General features: G+C 60.9%; 13 protein-coding genes. 6 read left to right on the forward strand and 7 right to left on the reverse strand.

What is annotated here, in order from left to right; translation table 11 throughout:
- Positions 1–10: 10 nt before the first annotated feature.
- The 3 genes from efeB to efeU are packed head-to-tail and all read right to left on the reverse strand — an operon-like array spanning position 11 to position 3381.
- The gene (gene efeB, locus AB4N74_RS09205) at positions 11–1309 is read right to left on the reverse strand and encodes an iron uptake transporter deferrochelatase/peroxidase subunit (protein ID WP_460099565.1); all 1299 of its coding nucleotides are present in this window, start codon (positions 1307–1309) and stop codon (positions 11–13) included.
- A gap of 18 nt (positions 1310–1327) precedes the next feature.
- Positions 1328–2527 carry an iron uptake system protein EfeO gene (gene efeO / locus AB4N74_RS09210; RefSeq protein WP_460099568.1) on the reverse strand — a complete coding sequence of 400 codons (1200 nt, stop codon included), beginning with the start codon at positions 2525–2527 and terminating at the stop codon, positions 1328–1330.
- A gap of 8 nt (positions 2528–2535) precedes the next feature.
- Positions 2536–3381 (reverse strand): iron uptake transporter permease EfeU, encoded by an 846-nt coding sequence (gene efeU / locus AB4N74_RS09215; RefSeq protein ID WP_116256202.1) that lies wholly within the window; start codon positions 3379–3381, stop codon positions 2536–2538.
- 291 nt (positions 3382–3672) lie between these two features.
- On the opposite strand from efeU, the gene AB4N74_RS09220 reads away from it, so the two are divergent.
- From AB4N74_RS09220 to AB4N74_RS09245, 6 genes are all read left to right on the forward strand, one after another.
- Positions 3673–4689, forward strand: a complete 1017-nt coding sequence (locus AB4N74_RS09220) for an AraC family transcriptional regulator (protein WP_460099573.1) — start codon at positions 3673–3675, stop codon at positions 4687–4689.
- A gap of 266 nt (positions 4690–4955) precedes the next feature.
- Positions 4956–6620, forward strand: a complete 1665-nt coding sequence (locus tag AB4N74_RS09225) for an AMP-binding protein (protein WP_460099576.1) — start codon at positions 4956–4958, stop codon at positions 6618–6620.
- A gap of 16 nt (positions 6621–6636) precedes the next feature.
- Positions 6637–7398 carry an SDR family NAD(P)-dependent oxidoreductase gene (locus AB4N74_RS09230; protein WP_414925975.1) on the forward strand — a complete coding sequence of 254 codons (762 nt, stop codon included), beginning with the start codon at positions 6637–6639 and terminating at the stop codon, positions 7396–7398.
- A 12-nt stretch (positions 7399–7410) separates the two neighbouring features.
- Entirely contained in the window at positions 7411–8604 is a 1194-nt protein-coding gene (locus AB4N74_RS09235) for an acetyl-CoA C-acyltransferase (RefSeq protein ID WP_460099579.1), read from the forward strand.
- Between the two features lie 142 nt (positions 8605–8746).
- Positions 8747–9874 (forward strand): acyl-CoA dehydrogenase, encoded by a 1128-nt coding sequence (locus AB4N74_RS09240; RefSeq protein ID WP_460099582.1) that lies wholly within the window; start codon positions 8747–8749, stop codon positions 9872–9874.
- Between the two features lie 16 nt (positions 9875–9890).
- A complete protein-coding gene (locus AB4N74_RS09245; protein WP_460090846.1) occupies positions 9891–10664 on the forward strand; it encodes an enoyl-CoA hydratase in 774 nt (257 codons plus the stop codon).
- Between the two features lie 328 nt (positions 10665–10992).
- Here AB4N74_RS09245 and AB4N74_RS09250 read toward each other — a convergent pair whose 3' ends face one another.
- The 4 genes from AB4N74_RS09250 to AB4N74_RS09265 all read right to left on the reverse strand — a co-directional run bounded on the left by AB4N74_RS09250 (position 10993) and on the right by AB4N74_RS09265 (position 15456).
- On the reverse strand, positions 10993–12144 hold the full coding sequence (locus AB4N74_RS09250; RefSeq protein WP_003224706.1) for an acyl-CoA dehydrogenase family protein: 1152 nt from the start codon (positions 12142–12144) through the stop codon (positions 10993–10995).
- A 3-nt stretch (positions 12145–12147) separates the two neighbouring features.
- A complete protein-coding gene (locus AB4N74_RS09255) occupies positions 12148–13254 on the reverse strand; it encodes an enoyl-CoA hydratase/isomerase family protein (RefSeq protein ID WP_460099586.1) in 1107 nt (368 codons plus the stop codon).
- 180 nt (positions 13255–13434) lie between these two features.
- Positions 13435–14121, reverse strand: a complete 687-nt coding sequence (locus AB4N74_RS09260) for an HPP family protein (protein WP_460099589.1) — start codon at positions 14119–14121, stop codon at positions 13435–13437.
- Between the two features lie 156 nt (positions 14122–14277).
- The gene (locus AB4N74_RS09265) at positions 14278–15456 is read right to left on the reverse strand and encodes an MFS transporter (RefSeq protein WP_093432712.1); all 1179 of its coding nucleotides are present in this window, start codon (positions 15454–15456) and stop codon (positions 14278–14280) included.
- Between the last annotated feature and the right edge of the window lie 158 nt (positions 15457–15614).

A 15614-nucleotide genomic window follows, 5' to 3' on the forward strand; every position in this document is an offset into this window, starting at 1 on the left:
CGAGATTGTTTTATGCGGCTGTTTTCGGTTGTGTGGCGTTGAGCAGCGAGCGACCGATAAAGTCCTTGTCGCCCGTGACACCCGGCAGGGTAAAGAAATAGCCGCCGCCGACCGGTTTGAGGTATTCCTCCAGCGGCTCGCCGTTGAGGCGGGTCTGCACGGTGATAAAGCCTTTTTCCAGGTCGGCCTGGTAGCAGATGAACAGCAGGCCCATGTCGAGCTGACCGTTCTTGTTCACGCCGTTGGAATAGTTGAACGGCCGGCGCAGGATCAGGTTGGCCTGGCTCGCGGCGGTGCGCGGGTTGGCCAGGCGAATGTGCGCGTCGAGCTTGGTCAGCTTGCCGGCCGGGTCTTTGCTGTAATCCGGGACTTCAGTCTCATGCTGCGCACCCATCGGCGCGCCGGTGGTTTTGACCCGGCCGATGATGCTTTCCTGTTCCTGCAATGGCGTACGGTCCCAGCGTTCGACAAAGTTGCGGATGATCCGCACCGCTTGATAGCTGCCGTGAGCGGCCCAGGCCGGTTCGTCACTGCCCGGTTGCACCCAGACCAGGCGATCCATGGCTTTAGCGTCGTTGGAATCGGGGTTGGCCGAGCCATCGCGGAACCCCAGGAAGTTACGCGCCGATTGCGCCGGCACGCCAGGTTTTGCCGGGGCTTGCGGCGGTACGCTGCCTTCCTGCTTCCAGCGCACCAGCAGCAGATCGGGGAGGTTTTTGACGATATCGCGCAGGGCGTGAATGTTGGTGTCGGCGGTGTTCGAGCAGAACTGCAGGCTCAGGTCGCCGTGGCAGCAATCGGCGTCCAGCGCATCGTTGGGAAACCCGACCATGCGCATCAGGCGTTTGGGCTTGGCGTCGGCCAGACCGAAGCGCTCGTCGAACAGCGACTCGCCGACCGAAACGGTGATGGTCAGGTTGTCCGGGGTTACATTCGGGCCAAGGATGCCGGAGTCCGGCGGCGGCAGTTTCGGATCGATCTGCGCCACCGCGCCGCCCTTCATCAGGAACGCGATGCGCTCGTTGAGGGTGCGGAACAGCCGCTCCAGATCGTCACGATCACTGGCCAACACGTCGAACGATACGAGCATGCCCGACGCCGGGCGCGGGGTGACGATGCCGGTCTGGTGGATGCCGTGGAAATCGTGACGGTCTTCGGTCTTGTCACTGCTCGGTGCTTCGGTGACTTGTGCCGGCGCGGCGGCCATGGCCGGACAGCTCAGGGCCGAGCCGGCGAGGGCGACACCGGCGGCGCCCATGCCCATCAGGACACGGCGACGTTGCAGGTTGAGTGGTTCGATATCTTTCATCGTCAAATCGTCTTCTGCTTACAGGCCGGAGAGGCCGAGGGCGGGATCGATGCCATCCAGAGCGTCGGCCAGAGCCTGGGCCTTGTCGGCAATCTGCTTGCGTTGTTCGCCGCTGATGGCGTCGTAACTGGCGTAGCCGTCCTTGATCTTGTAGGTGTCGAGTTCACCGTCGAAGTCCGCCAGTGCCTGGTCGATTTTCGGCAACAGCTCGGCTGCCGACTTGGTCAGCATTGGCCGCAACAGATCGACGACTTTGTGTGCGGTTTGCGCGTTGGCAGCGAAACCGTTGAGGTCGCTGTGGCTGTAGCGTTCTTCTTCACCGCTGGCAGCACGGACGTCGGCCAAGGTGTTGAGGTTGCGCACGATGATGCTGACCAGTTGCTCCGGTGGCAGGCTCTGCGCGAGCAATTGCTGTTTGAGCGTGGTGACATCGCTGAGCAGGCGCTGGGCAACGGGCGTCAGTTGGTCGAGATTGCGTTGCTGGAACAGTACGTATTCGATGCGGTGGAAACCGACGAAGGCCGGATCCTGTTCGCGCTTTTCGAAATAATCGGCGCGGGCGTTGATGCTGTTGTCCAGTTCCGCCAGGCGTTGCGCGGCAGGGGCCAGACGCTGATAAGCCGCGCGGGCCGGTAGGTACAACGCTTGAGCCTGACTGAGGTCGCCGCTTTCAATCGCTTGATCGAGCGCGGTCACGGCTTTGATCAACGCGCTGCTCTGGCTGGCCAGGTACACGCGGAATTCCGACAATGGCCCGACGAAGGCAATCATCGACGGCTTGGCTTTGGCCGCAGCATCAGAGGCGGCAGTCGGCGTCACGTGCAGGGTGCCGCGCGGGTTGCTCAGCAGGCCGCAGGTGATCGCGTAATCGCCCGGTTGCAGGTTGGCATTGATCACTTGGCTGAGGCCCGGCGCAATGTTTTCCCGCTCCTCGACAACGAGCACGCCGTCGAGGATTTCCCATTCCACGGCACGGTCGGAGCGGTTGACGATGCGGAAACTGGAGCGACCGGCCGGCACCGTCAGCGCGTTGGGTTCGCAACTGCCCGGATGAATGTTCACCACCACTTCATCGTGGTTGTGCTGACGCTTGGCCGCAGCCATTTTCGAGGCGTAATAGAACAGACCACCGGCGGCGATCATCACCACCACCGAGCCGGCCACCGCCCAACGCAAGGCGCGAGGAGGGGAGGCCTGAGGAGTATTAGGCTTTGACATGAATGCCCTTATTGGCTGGAAACGGAAGACGATTGTGCGGAGGGCTTCGGCGCGGGAGCCGGGTAAAAGAACATCACCAGCGCCACCAGCAGATAAAGCAGATACGCACCGAGGGTGCTGACGGTCGGCGCATCCTGATAACCGAACATGCCGGCGAGCACGGAGCCCAACGGGCCATCCATCGGCAGCGTCGCGCTGAAGTCGAACAGCACGGTTTGCAGGTGATTCCACAACCCGGCTTCATGCAACGCCTGCACCGAGTTGGCGAGAATCCCGGCGGCCACCACCAGAATGAACAGGCCGGTCCACTTGAAGAACGCCGAAAGATTGAGGCGCATGCTGCCGCTGTAGATCAGGAAACCGACGATGATCGCCAGAATCAGCCCGAGCAGGGCACCGATCGGCGCGCCGGGGCCTTCACTTTGCTGGAATACCGCGAGCAGGAAGAACACCGTTTCCAGGCCTTCGCGAGCGACCGCGAAGAACACCATGGCGATCAGTGCAATCACCTGATGTTTCGAAGAGGTCAGCGCGTGATCCAGCGAGGCTTGTAGCGAATGCTTGATCGAGCGCGCGACCTTGCGCATCCAGAACACCATGGAGCTGAGAATGCCTACGGCCACCAGCCCGACCACGCCTTCGAACAGCTCCTGCTGCTTTTGCGGGAATTCAGCGCTGACCAGCTCCAGACCACCGCCGACCAGCAGGGCGAGGGCGGCGGCGAGAAATACGCCGATCCACACGGCAGGCATCCATTGACCACGGCCAGTCTGTTGCAGGTAGCTGGCGATAATGCCAACGATCAGCGCGGCTTCAATGCCTTCGCGCAGCATGATCAGGAAGGGAACGAGCATTCGGTGTCCAACAAGTCATTCGAAGAGGTTACAAGTTGTAACATAATGACAAGCATTCTCACATGACAATGATTGGCATAAACCTGAACACAAGCTGAACAACCTGTTTTTTGCCCCAGCACAAAACCCTGTGGGAGCGAGCCTGCTCGCGAACGCGGTGGCTCAGAAAAATCAATGTTGACTGACACGACGCTATCGCGAGCGGGCTCACTCCTACAGGGGATTCGTGTTGAATTCGTGTCCTGCGGTAAGATGCCCACCACTCAAAAACAACAAGGTTTACCGCGCTCCATGTCGGAAAAAGACACCATCGCCGTGCAACTGGTGCGTGAAGCGCTGCTGCAAAGTTGTGCCCCGGGCGCAGCCACCGAAGAGGTGTTGAACAAGGTCGGGATTGCTCCGGCGTTGCTGCAAAACGAGCACGGCCGGGTACCGGCGTCGCAGTACGCCAGACTCTGGCGCTTGTTGGCCCGACGCGGGGATGACGAGTTTTTTGGCATGGACCCGCGCAAGCTCAAGTCTGGCAGCCTCGAATTCCTCTGTCGCAGCGCGATGGCACAACCGACGCTGGCAGCGGGTTTGAACACGGGGCTGAGCTTTCTGTCGCTGATGCTGGAGCGCATGCCAGCGCAATTGGTGCATCAGCAAAGTCTGGCGGAGATCGTCCTGCTGGAGGATGACCACGAGCCACGCCGCGCTTTCACCTATTTCACCTACTGGATGATCGTCCACGGTGTGGCCTGCTGGCTGGCGGGGCGGCGGATTCCGATTCTGGCGATCGAACTGCGCTGTGCGGCGCCGGCGTTCACCGATGACTATCGAGTGATGTTCTCGGAAAACCTGCGTTTCGAGCGTCCACGCACGCGGATGATCTTCTCTGCCGATTGCCTCGATCTACCGATCAAGCGCACCGCCGAAGAACTGAAACGCTTTCTCGCCCACGCCCCGGCCAACATTCTGGTCAAGTACCGCGACCCGGAAAGCCTTGCCAGTCGGATCAAGCACGATCTGCGGGAGTTGCCGGCCGAGCAGTGGCCGGAAACCGAGGCCCTGGCCCAACAGTTGTGCATGTCGGCTTCGACGTTGCGCCGGCGCTTGGCGGAAGAAGGGCAGACCTACCAAGGGCTCAAGGACAGCGTGCGCAAAGAACTGGCGATCATCTGGCTGGCGGAGCCTTCGATCAGTTTTGTCGAGATTGCCAGCCGCTTGGGATTTGCCGATGCGAGTTCGTTCTACAAGGCGTTTCGCAAGTGGTCGGGGTCGAATCCGGGCCACTATCGCCAACTGATCCTGAATGAGGTTGTCTGACCCAACACATTCCGCCGCTTGATCGTTCCCACGCTCCGCGTGGGAATGCCTCAAGGGACGCGCCGCGTTCCAGCTCTGGAGCGGACGCAGAGCGTCCGAGGCTGCATTCCCACGCAGAGCGTGGGAACGATCAGTGTGGTAGCGGTCTTGGCCAAACCAGTCAGCCACATTGATGGCTTTGACCATTGCCCCAGCCCCCGCACAGCGCGACTATCCCCCTGTTGTTTACGGTTCCCAGCCTAATAAAAAACAGAGGGATTCTGGCAATGCGCGATTACTTGTCTGCCACTGAACAGTTCAACTATCAGCACACCGTGGATGCCGCGCTCAGCGGTACGCTTGCGGCGCTCAACGCCTGCGTCGAATGTTGCGACCGTCATGCCTTGCCCGGGCGCATTGCGCTGTTCTGGGAAGGCCGCGACGGCGCCAGTGCGACGTACACCTTCAGCGACCTGCAGGACAAAGCCGCGCGTTTCGCCAACTTCCTCCTCGCTCAGGGCGTGCAGAAGGGCGACAAGGTCGCCGGCCTGCTACCGCGCAACATCGAATTGCTCATCACCGTGCTCGCCACCTGGCGCATCGGCGCGGTGTATCAACCGCTGTTCACCGCCTTCGGCCCCAAAGCCCTCGAACATCGCCTGAACAACTCCGGCGCCAAAGTCGTGGTCACCGATGCGGTCAACCGGCCGAAACTCGCCGAAGTCGCTGACTGCCCGACCCTCGTGACCGTAGGCGGCGCCAAAGGCCAGGGCATCGTCCGTGGCGACTTCAGCTTCTGGGCCGAGCTGGCCAATTATGCCAATGTCTGCGAACCGGTCCTGTTGACCGGCGAAGACCCGTTCCTGCTGATGTTCACCTCCGGCACCACCGGCCCTTCGAAAGCGCTGTCGGTACCGCTCAAAGCCATCGTCGCGTTCCAGAGTTACACCCGCGATGCCGTCGATTTGCGCCCGGAAGACGCCTTCTGGAACGTCGCCGATCCGGGTTGGGCCTACGGCATCTATTTCGGCGTCACCGGGCCATTGTCGATGGGCCATCCGATCACTTTCTACGATGGGCCGTTCACCCTCGAAAGCACTTGCCGGGTGATCAACAAGTACGGCATCACCAACCTCACCGGTTCGCCCACCGCTTATCGCTTGCTGATCGCCGGTGGCGACGAATTCGCCAAGTCGATCAAGGGCAAGTTGCGCATCGTCAGCAGCGCCGGTGAGCCGCTGAACCCGGAAGTCATCCGCTGGTTCGCCGACAACCTCGGCGTGGTCATCCACGACCATTACGGCCAGACCGAACTGGGCATGGTCCTGTGCAACCACCACGGCCTTGATCACGCGGTGCACGTTGGTGCCGCCGGTTTCGCCTCACCGGGTCATCGCATTGTGGTGCTCGACGATCAGTACAACGAACTTGGTGTCGGCCAGCCGGGCATTCTCGCCATCGACCGTCCGCAATCGCCGATGTGCTGGTTCGGCGGTTACGAAGGCGCGCCGACCAAGGCTTTCGTCGGCGATTACTACCTGAGCGGTGACACCGTGGAATGGAACCCGGACGGCAGCATCAGTTTTGTCGGCCGCAGCGATGACGTGATCACCACATCGGGCTACCGCGTAGGCCCGTTCGATGTCGAAAGTGCGCTGATTGAGCACCCGGCAGTGGTCGAAGCGGCCGTCGTCGGCAAGCCGGACCCGGAGCGCACCGAACTGGTCAAAGCCTTCGTCGTGCTGAGTGCGCAATACCGCGCCGCGCCGGAGCTGGCCGAAGAATTGCGCCAACACGTACGCAAACGTCTGGCCGCGCACTCATACCCGCGTGAAATCGAATTTGTCAGCGAATTGCCCAAGACCCCAAGTGGCAAATTGCAGCGCTTTATCTTGCGCAACCAGGAAATCGCCAAGGCTCAAGAGGCCGCGGCGCATAACGTTTCAGCTTGAATCAGGAAGTCCAGTCATGCAGATCGAAAACAAGGTTTTTATCGTCACCGGCGGCGCGTCCGGCCTGGGTGCCGCCACCGCTGAATTGCTGATCAGTGCCGGCGCCAAAGTGATGCTGGTGGACATGAATGCCGAAGCTGTCGCCGCACAGGCGCAGCGTTTGGGCGCGCAAAGCGTCGTTGCCGATATCAGCAACGAAGCCGCCGCTGAAGCTGCCGTGCAGGCCACCGTTAAAGCCTTTGGCAGCCTCAACGGTCTGGTCAACTGCGCCGGTATCGTCCGTGGCGAGAAGATCCTCGGCAAGAACGGCCCGCATGCACTGAGCAGTTTCGCCCAAGTGATCAACGTCAACCTGATCGGCAGCTTCAATATGTTGCGCCTGGCCGCTGCGGCCATCGCCGAAGCCGAGGCCAATGCCGACGGCGAACGCGGCGTGATCATCAACACCGCCTCGGTCGCAGCGTTCGACGGCCAGATCGGCCAAGCGGCGTATTCCGCTTCGAAAGGCGCGATCGCCAGCCTGACCCTGCCGGCCGCCCGTGAGCTGGCGCGCTTCGGCATCCGCGTGATGACCATCGCCCCGGGCATTTTCGAAACGCCGATGATGGCCGGCATGACCCCGGAAGTCCGCGATTCGCTGGCCGCCGGCGTACCGTTCCCGCCGCGTCTGGGCAAGCCTGCCGAGTACGCCGCGCTGGTTCGGCATATCATCGAAAACAGCATGCTCAACGGCGAGGTGATCCGTCTCGACGGTGCCTTGCGCATGGCCGCCAAGTAAGGAGGATTTGTCATGACTATTTCCAACGATCCGATTGTCATCGTCAGCGCCGTGCGCACGCCGATGGGCGGCTTTCAGGGCGAACTGAAAAGCCTCACCGCGCCGCAACTCGGTGCTGCTGCGATCAAGGCTGCGGTTGAACGTGCCGGTGTTGCCAGCGACGCGGTCGATGAAGTGCTATTCGGTTGCGTGCTGCCTGCGGGCCTCGGCCAGGCGCCTGCGCGTCAGGCTGCATTGGGCGCCGGGCTGGATAAATCGACCCGCTGCACCACGGTCAACAAGATGTGCGGCTCGGGCATGGAAACCACCATTCTCGCTCACGACATGCTGGTGGCTGGCAGTGCTGATGTGGTGATCGCCGGTGGCATGGAAAGCATGTCCAACTCGCCGTATCTGCTGGATCGTGCCCGCGCCGGTTATCGCATGGGTCATGGCCGCGTGCTCGACTCGATGTTCCTCGACGGCCTCGAAGACGCCTACGACAAGGGCCGCTTGATGGGCACCTTCGCCGAAGACTGCGCCGAGACCAACCACTTCAGCCGCGAAGCGCAGGACGCGTTTGCCATCGCCTCGACCACCCGCGCGCAGCAGGCGATCAAGGACGGCAGGTTCAAGGATGAAATCGTTCCGCTGACCGTGACCGTCGGCAAAGAGCAGGTGCTGATCAGCCACGACGAGCAGCCACCGAAAGCCAAACTGGACAAGATTGCCTCGTTGAAACCGGCGTTCCGCGAAGGCGGCACGGTGACGGCGGCGAACTCCAGCTCGATCTCTGACGGCGCGGCGGCACTGGTGCTGATGCGCCAGTCGCAGGCGCAGAAACTCGGCTTGAAACCGTTGGCGGTGATCCATGGCCACGCTGCGTTCGCCGATACCCCGGGGCTGTTCCCGGTGGCGCCGATTGGCGCGATCAAGAAGCTGATCAAGAAAACCGGTTGGTCGCTGGGTGATGTCGATCTGTTCGAGGTCAACGAAGCGTTTGCCGTGGTTGGCATGGCGGCGATGACGCACCTGGAAATCCCCCATGACAAGCTCAATGTGCATGGTGGTGCCTGTGCGCTGGGCCATCCGATCGGTGCTTCGGGTGCGCGGATTCTGGTGACGCTACTGTCGGCCCTGCGCCAGAGAAAGCAGAATCGCGGTATTGCGGCGATCTGCATCGGCGGCGGCGAAGCCACGGCCATGGCTGTGGAATGCCTCTACTGAGCCCAACACCAATCCCCTTGTAGGAGTGAGCCTGCTCGCGATGACGTCGTGTCAGTCACCACTGATTTATATGACCCACCGCTATCGCGAGCAGGCTCACTCCTACAGGGAAAGCGGTGCGACTTACATTTAAGGATTCACCATGATTCCCAACGAAGACCAAACCCAGATCCGTGATATGGCCCGGCAATTTGCCGAGGAACGCTTGAAGCCGTTCGCCGCCGAGTGGGATCGCGAGCACCGTTTCCCCAAGGGAGCCATCGCTGAAATGGCCGAACTGGGCTTCTTCGGCATGCTCGTGCCGGAGCAGTGGGGCGGTTGCGACACCGGTTACCTGGCTTACGCCATGGCTCTGGAAGAAATCGCCGCCGGCGACGGCGCCTGTTCGACGATCATGAGCGTGCACAACTCGGTCGGCTGCGTGCCGATCCTCAAGTTCGGCAATGACGATCAGCGTGAACGCTTCCTCAAACCGTTGGCCAGCGGCGCCATGCTCGGTGCCTTTGCATTGACCGAACCACAGGCCGGTTCCGACGCCAGCAGCCTGAAAACCCGTGCACGGCTGGACGGCGATCACTACGTGCTGAACGGTTGCAAACAGTTCATCACCTCCGGGCAAAACGCCGGGATCGTGATTGTGTTTGCGGTCACTGATCCGAGCGCCGGCAAGCGCGGCATCAGCGCGTTTATCGTGCCGACTGATTCACCGGGCTACAAAGTCGCTCGCGTCGAAGACAAGCTCGGCCAACACGCCTCCGACACCTGCCAGATCCTCTTTGAAGATGTGAAAGTGCCGGTGGCCAACCGCCTGGGTGAAGAGGGCGAGGGCTACAAGATTGCTCTGGCCAACCTTGAAGGCGGTCGCGTCGGCATCGCTTCGCAAGCGGTGGGCATGGCCCGCGCGGCGTTTGAAGCGGCGCGTGATTACGCCCGTGAACGCGACACCTTCGGCAAGCCGATCATCGAACATCAGGCCGTAGCTTTTCGCCTCGCCGACATGGCCACGCAGATTGCCGTCGCTCGGCAAATGGTGCATTACGCGGCGGCCCTGCGTGACGGTGGGCAACCGGCACTGGTCGAGGCGTCGATGGCCAAACTGTTCGCCTCGGAGATGGCCGAGAAGGTCTGCTCGATGGCGTTGCAAACCCTCGGCGGTTACGGTTACCTCAACGACTTCCCGCTGGAGCGCATCTACCGCGACGTGCGCGTGTGCCAGATCTACGAAGGCACCAGCGATATTCAGCGCATGGTTATTTCGCGCAATCTTTAAGAAGGAATTTTGATTCATGACGTACGAAACCATTCTGCTGGAAACCCATGGCCGCGTTGGCCTGATCACCCTCAACCGTCCGCAGGCGCTGAATGCGCTGAACGCGCAACTGGTCAGCGAAGTGAACCAGGCCTTGGATGCGCTGGAAGCCGATTCGAACATTGGCTGCATCGTCCTCACTGGCTCGAAAAAGGCCTTTGCCGCCGGTGCCGACATCAAGGAAATGGCCGAGCTGACCTACCCGCAGATCTACATGGACGATCTGTTCAGCGACAGCGATCGCGTGGCCAACCGGCGCAAGCCGATCATTGCCGCCGTCAACGGCTTCGCCCTTGGCGGTGGTTGTGAACTGGCGTTGATGTGCGACTTCATTCTGGCCGGTGACAACGCCAGATTCGGTCAACCGGAAATCAACCTCGGCGTACTGCCGGGCATGGGCGGCACCCAGCGCCTGACCCGCGCCGTCGGCAAGGCGAAAGCCATGGAAATGTGCCTGAGCGGGCGCATGATCGATGCGGTGGAGGCCGAGCGTTGCGGCATCGTTGCGCGGATTGTGCCGAGCGATGAGTTGTTGGATGAAGCGTTGAAGGTTGCTGCGGTGATTGCCAGCAAGTCGTTGCCGATTGCGATGATGGTCAAGGAAAGTGTCAACCGAGCCTTTGAGGTCAATCTGACTGAGGGCGTGCGCTTTGAGCGCCGGGTGTTCCATGCGGCGTTCGCGACGCAGGATCAGAAGGAAGGGATGGCGGCGTTTATTGCCAAGCGTGAGGCTGAGTTCAAAGGCAAGTAACGCGTCCCCTCACCCTAACCCTCTCCCGGAGGGAGAGGGGACTGATTGGGGGATGCTTGGGAGGTACGCCGACCTGAAAGTGCTTTATTGAATCCGTAATCGACCCGGTCTTTCAGGTCGACGTATAACGCCAGACACCTCGGTCGGCTCCCTCTGCCGCTGGGAGAGGGGACTGATTGGGGGATATTTCAGATTTACGCCGACCTGGAAGTGCTTTATTGAATCCATAATCGACTCGGTCTTTCAGGTCGATGTATGACGCCAGACACCTCGGTCGGCTCCCTCTCCCTCCGGGAGAGGGCTGGGGTGAGGGAAGGGGCCAACACCGTTACAACTGATAGTTCTTCAACTCCCGCGCAATCACCATCCGCTGAATCTCGCTCGACCCTTCATAGATCTGGGTAATCCGCGCATCGCGGTAATACTTCTCGACCGGATAATCCTCCAGATACCCATACCCGCCATGAATCTGAATCGCTGACGAACAGACCTTCTCGGCCATTTCCGACGCAAACAGTTTGGCCTGTGACGCCTCCGACAAACACGGTTTGCCCGCCGTGCGCAGTCGCGCCGCATGCAGGATCATCAGGCGTGCCGCGTTGATTTGCATGTGCATGTCGGCCAACAGATTGGCGATGCTCTGGTGCTCGTTGATCGGTTTGCCGAACTGGATGCGATCGCGCGAATACACCAGCGCCGCTTCAAACGCAGCACGGGCGATGCCCAATGCTTGCGCAGCGATGCCGATGCGACCACCTTCAAGGTTGGACAGGGCGATCGCCAGACCTTTACCGCGTTCACCGAGCAGATTGGCCTCGGGAATGCTGCAGTTGTTCAACGTCACCGCGCAGGTGTCGGAGGCGCGAATGCCCATTTTGTGCTCGGTGCGATCAACGATAAACCCCGCTGTATCGGTCGGCACCAGAAACGCCGAAATACCTTTCTTGCCCAGATCCGGATCGGTCACGGCAAAGACGATCGCCAGTTTCGCCCGTTTGCCGTTACTGACAAATTGCTTGGCGCCGTTGATCACCCACTGGCCGTCGCGTAGTTCGGCGCGGGTGCGCAGGTTGTGCGCCTCGGAACCGGCCTGCGGTTCGGTCAGGCAGAAGCAGCCGATGGTTTGCCCACTGGCCAGATCCGCCAGCCAGGTCTGTTTTTGCGCTTCGCTGCCGTAATTGAGCACCGGACCGCAGCCCACCGAGTTATGGATACTCATGAAGGCGCCGGTTGCGCCATCACCGGCAGAGATCTCTTCCACGGCCAAGGCATAGGCGACGTAATCGACGTAGGTGCCACCCCATTCTTCGGGCACCACCATGCCGAGCAAACCGAGCTCACCCATCTTCGCGACGAGCGCGTCATCGATCCAGCCAGCCTTTTCCCACGCCTGCGCATGGGGCGCGATTTCGCCACGGGCAAAGTCCCGGGCCATGTCGCGGATCATTACTTGTTCTTCAGTCAGTTCGAGATCGTGCATGGCTCAGCTCCCGCTCTCAGCAAACCCGTGGAAGAAACTCGCGACATGCTCTGCGTCCAGCGTAGCGAGGGTCGGCGGGTTCCAGCGAGGTGTCTTGTCTTTATCGATCAGCAGGGCGCGGACGCCTTCGATCAGGTCGCCACGGGCGAACCACTGGCGATCCAGATGCAGTTCCAGCGCGAAGCACTGTTCCAGGCTCAAGTGGCGGCCGCGACGCAGCATCTCCAGGGTCACCGCCATGGCCAACGGCGAGCGGGTTTCCAGCAGGTCAGCCGTTGTGGTCGCCCATTCGTGGCTGTTGGCAACCGTCACTGCGCGTAACTGCTCGACCATGCTCGGTACGTCCGGCAGGGCGAAGAAATGGTCGATGGCCGGGCGCAAAGCCTCAAGTGGCGCATCGGGCAAGGTTTGCACTGCGTGTTTGGCCAGCAGGTTTTGCAGGGCCTTGAGCGGTGTGTCCTGCCATTCCATCTGATCGAGTCTTTCGTCGAGCAGCGCCAGTTTACTGCTGTCCAGATACCAGTCGGCCAAGCCGCAATACAGCGCGTCGGCGGCACGGATCTGCACGCCGCTGACCCCCAGATAGATGCCCAGCTCACCGGGAATGCGCGGCAGGAAATAACTGCCACCGACATCGGGGAAATAACCGATGGCCACTTCTGGCATGGCCAGACGACTCTTCTCGGTGACCACACGCAGATCGGCGCCTTGCACCAGGCCCATGCCGCCGCCGAGGACGAAACCGTCCATCAGCGCCAATACCGGTTTGCGGTAGTGATGAATCGTCAGGTCGAGGGCGTATTCCTCGACGAAGAAATCTTCGTGCAGCGTGTCGCCGCTTTTGAAACTGTCGTACAGGGACCGAATGTCGCCACCGGCACAGAAGGCTTTTTCACCGGCACCGCGCAGGACCACGGCGTGAACATCGGCGTCAGTCGCCCAGGCGTCGAGCTGCTGTTGCAGCAAGCGCACCATGTCGAGGGTAATGGCATTGAGACCGGCGGGGCGGTTCAGGGTCAGGTGACCGATATGATTGCGAACCTCGGCCAGCACTTCGTTTTGCGTGGCATCCATGGACGGGGTCCGCGGGGATGAAGCCTGAGCTGTCATCAGTAACTCCCTGCTTTTATTGTCTTTATTCGAGAAGCTCGCGCGCGAGCGTTAGCCGATCGTAACAGTGCAAATTTGCCCTGTACAACCGGGATATTCGCAGGGGGAGTTTGCGTTTTTACATCACCCGAATCGCCGCGTTCCTGCGTAGGAGCAGCCTGCGGCAGCGCCTACCCGGGGTCAGCGGAATGTTTCGGTAATGCTGCGCCGTTTGGCGTGCAGTTCGCTGGCGTGGATCAGCTGCTCGAGGTCTTCGGGGGTGACGTCGATAAACGCTTCCATCTCGGCCAAGGCAAGTTTCAGGTCTTCGGCGGTGATCGCCTGACTGTCGACCGGCCCATGCACCGGAGCCGGTTCTGCCGGGCGTTTCGGGTAACGGATCCGTGTCAGGTTGTTGTAGGCAAGCGCGCTGAGCAGCATGCACACCGCGCCGAGCATCACCGGTTCCATGGCTTTCCAGTCCATGGCGATGGTCGCCGGATCCGCCAGCACCAGCGTCAGGGCCAACGCGCCAGCGGGCGGATGCAGGCAACGCAGCCAGCACATCAGGATCAGCGCCACACCCGCCGCCAGACAGGCGCTGCCAAGGGTTCGGCCAAGCACATGCGCCACCAGCAACGCGACCACGCCAGCACATAAATAGCCACCGACAATCGACCACGGCTGGGCGAGGGCGCCGGAGGACACGGCGAACAGCAACACCGCCGATGCGCCCAGCGGGCCGATCAGGTGATAGGCGACCTCATGGCCGAATACCTGCGCGCACAACCACACACTGAACAACGTGCCCAACGCCATGCCGATGGCGGCGCGGCTCCATTCGGTGGGACGGGTGTTGATGGCGGCGGGCAACCAGCGAGCGAGCATGTGAATCCGATCCTTGCAGCAAATTCGAGGCAAAAAAAGGACTTGTCCGGCATATCCGGAAAGCCCTCGAAGTGTTCCAACATTGGGGGAGGAACGCGCACAGTGTGCCGGGCAAACTCGATGCTGACAAATTCATATTAATGCAGATTTAGTGCATTAATTTTGAATTGAAGCGGCGCGACGGCCACTGACGAAACACAAATAGCCGCCCACAGCCGCCAGTGCGCTCAAGGCATAGAACATGCTCGGTGCCGGCGTGTGCATCAGCAGAAACCCGCACATGACCGGACTGAACGCACCACCAAGCGCGGCCAGGTTCTGCGCGCCGTAATAGCTACCGCGCAATTCTTCCGGGGCGAGGGTGTCGACAAACAGAAAGTCGGCCGGGTAAATGATCATCTCGCCCAAGGTGAAGATGAACATCGCCACGCACCAGCCGACCAGGCTGTCAGCCAGACTGAAGCCGATCAGCCCGACGATGAACAACGCGGTGCCGCCGGCAATCCAGTGGCGCAGATGCTCGCGGGTGAGTAATCGGCCGATCTGGTACTGCAACACAATCACTGTGATCGCGTTGCAGGCAAGGAGGGCGGCCATGGTATCCAGCGTCTGTTGCTGGGTGTGGGTGACCAGCAGGTATTGCGACAGGTACAGGGTGAAACGCCCGTGCACCAGCGTGCTGAGCAGGCAGCCCAAGGTAAACAGGATCATCGTGCGGTCGTTCTTCAGGATGATCAGGGTTTTCAGAAAGCTGGGTGGCGCAGCGATTGCCGAGACCGGATTCACTTCACGCGTGGCACCGAGCAGCAGAAAGATGCTCCCGATGGCAATCGCGCCCGCGACGATAAACGGCGCTGACGGCTGAACGCCGGCAATCACCACGCCGATCATCGGGCCGACGGCGTAACCGATGTTGGTCAGCGTGTAGTTCAGGGAAAACGCCTTGACTCGCTGGCCCACTGGCAGGTTTTCACTGAGGATGGCTTTGGAGCAGATCAGGAACAGCGCCGACGCCGTTTCGCTGATGATCAGCACCAGGGTGACCAGGTACAGATTCTGCGCGAAGGTCAGCAGGATCAGACCGATACCGCTGGAAAGCATGGTCAGGATCAGCAACTGGCGCTTGTCCAGCCGATCAATGATGTAGCCGCCATAGAGCGACAACAACGTGGCGCTGAACACCGCGATCCCCAGCAGCAGGCCGACGTCTTGCGGGTTGAGGTCGAGCTTGTTGCTGAGGAACAGCGTCAGTAGCGGGCTGATCAGCGCGCGGCTGATGACGACGGTCAGCGAACTGATCATCAACCGGCGGATGAGGCGCGAGTAGGTAGCCACGAAGGGTCAATGTCCTTATTTCAAATGCCTGGCGGGCGTGCGTCATCCTCACCGGGCAATTATCACCGGTCAAGCTGCCATAACGCATTTCCTTTGTAGGAGTGAGCCTGCTCGCGATAGCGGAGTGTCAGGCAACATTGATTTCTCTGACCCAACTC

Source organism: Pseudomonas sp. H3_C08 (assembly GCF_054669455.1).

Excerpts from the sequence above, each read along its gene's own strand:
- efeO (WP_460099568.1), bottom strand. The coding sequence starts at position 2,527 with ATGTCAAAGCCTAATACTCCTCAGGCCTCCCCTCCTCGCGCCTTGCGT.
- AB4N74_RS09250 (WP_003224706.1), bottom strand. The coding sequence starts at position 12,144 with ATGCACGATCTCGAACTGACTGAAGAACAAGTAATGATCCGCGACATG.
- AB4N74_RS09225 (WP_460099576.1), top strand. The coding sequence starts at position 4,956 with ATGCGCGATTACTTGTCTGCCACTGAACAGTTCAACTATCAGCACACC.
- AB4N74_RS09260 (WP_460099589.1), bottom strand. The coding sequence starts at position 14,121 with ATGCTCGCTCGCTGGTTGCCCGCCGCCATCAACACCCGTCCCACCGAA.
- efeU (WP_116256202.1), bottom strand. The coding sequence starts at position 3,381 with ATGCTCGTTCCCTTCCTGATCATGCTGCGCGAAGGCATTGAAGCCGCG.
- AB4N74_RS09255 (WP_460099586.1), bottom strand. The coding sequence starts at position 13,254 with ATGACAGCTCAGGCTTCATCCCCGCGGACCCCGTCCATGGATGCCACG.
- efeB (WP_460099565.1), bottom strand. The coding sequence starts at position 1,309 with ATGAAAGATATCGAACCACTCAACCTGCAACGTCGCCGTGTCCTGATG.
- AB4N74_RS09220 (WP_460099573.1), top strand. The coding sequence starts at position 3,673 with ATGTCGGAAAAAGACACCATCGCCGTGCAACTGGTGCGTGAAGCGCTG.
- AB4N74_RS09240 (WP_460099582.1), top strand. The coding sequence starts at position 8,747 with ATGATTCCCAACGAAGACCAAACCCAGATCCGTGATATGGCCCGGCAA.
- AB4N74_RS09230 (WP_414925975.1), top strand. The coding sequence starts at position 6,637 with ATGCAGATCGAAAACAAGGTTTTTATCGTCACCGGCGGCGCGTCCGGC.
- AB4N74_RS09235 (WP_460099579.1), top strand. The coding sequence starts at position 7,411 with ATGACTATTTCCAACGATCCGATTGTCATCGTCAGCGCCGTGCGCACG.
- AB4N74_RS09245 (WP_460090846.1), top strand. The coding sequence starts at position 9,891 with ATGACGTACGAAACCATTCTGCTGGAAACCCATGGCCGCGTTGGCCTG.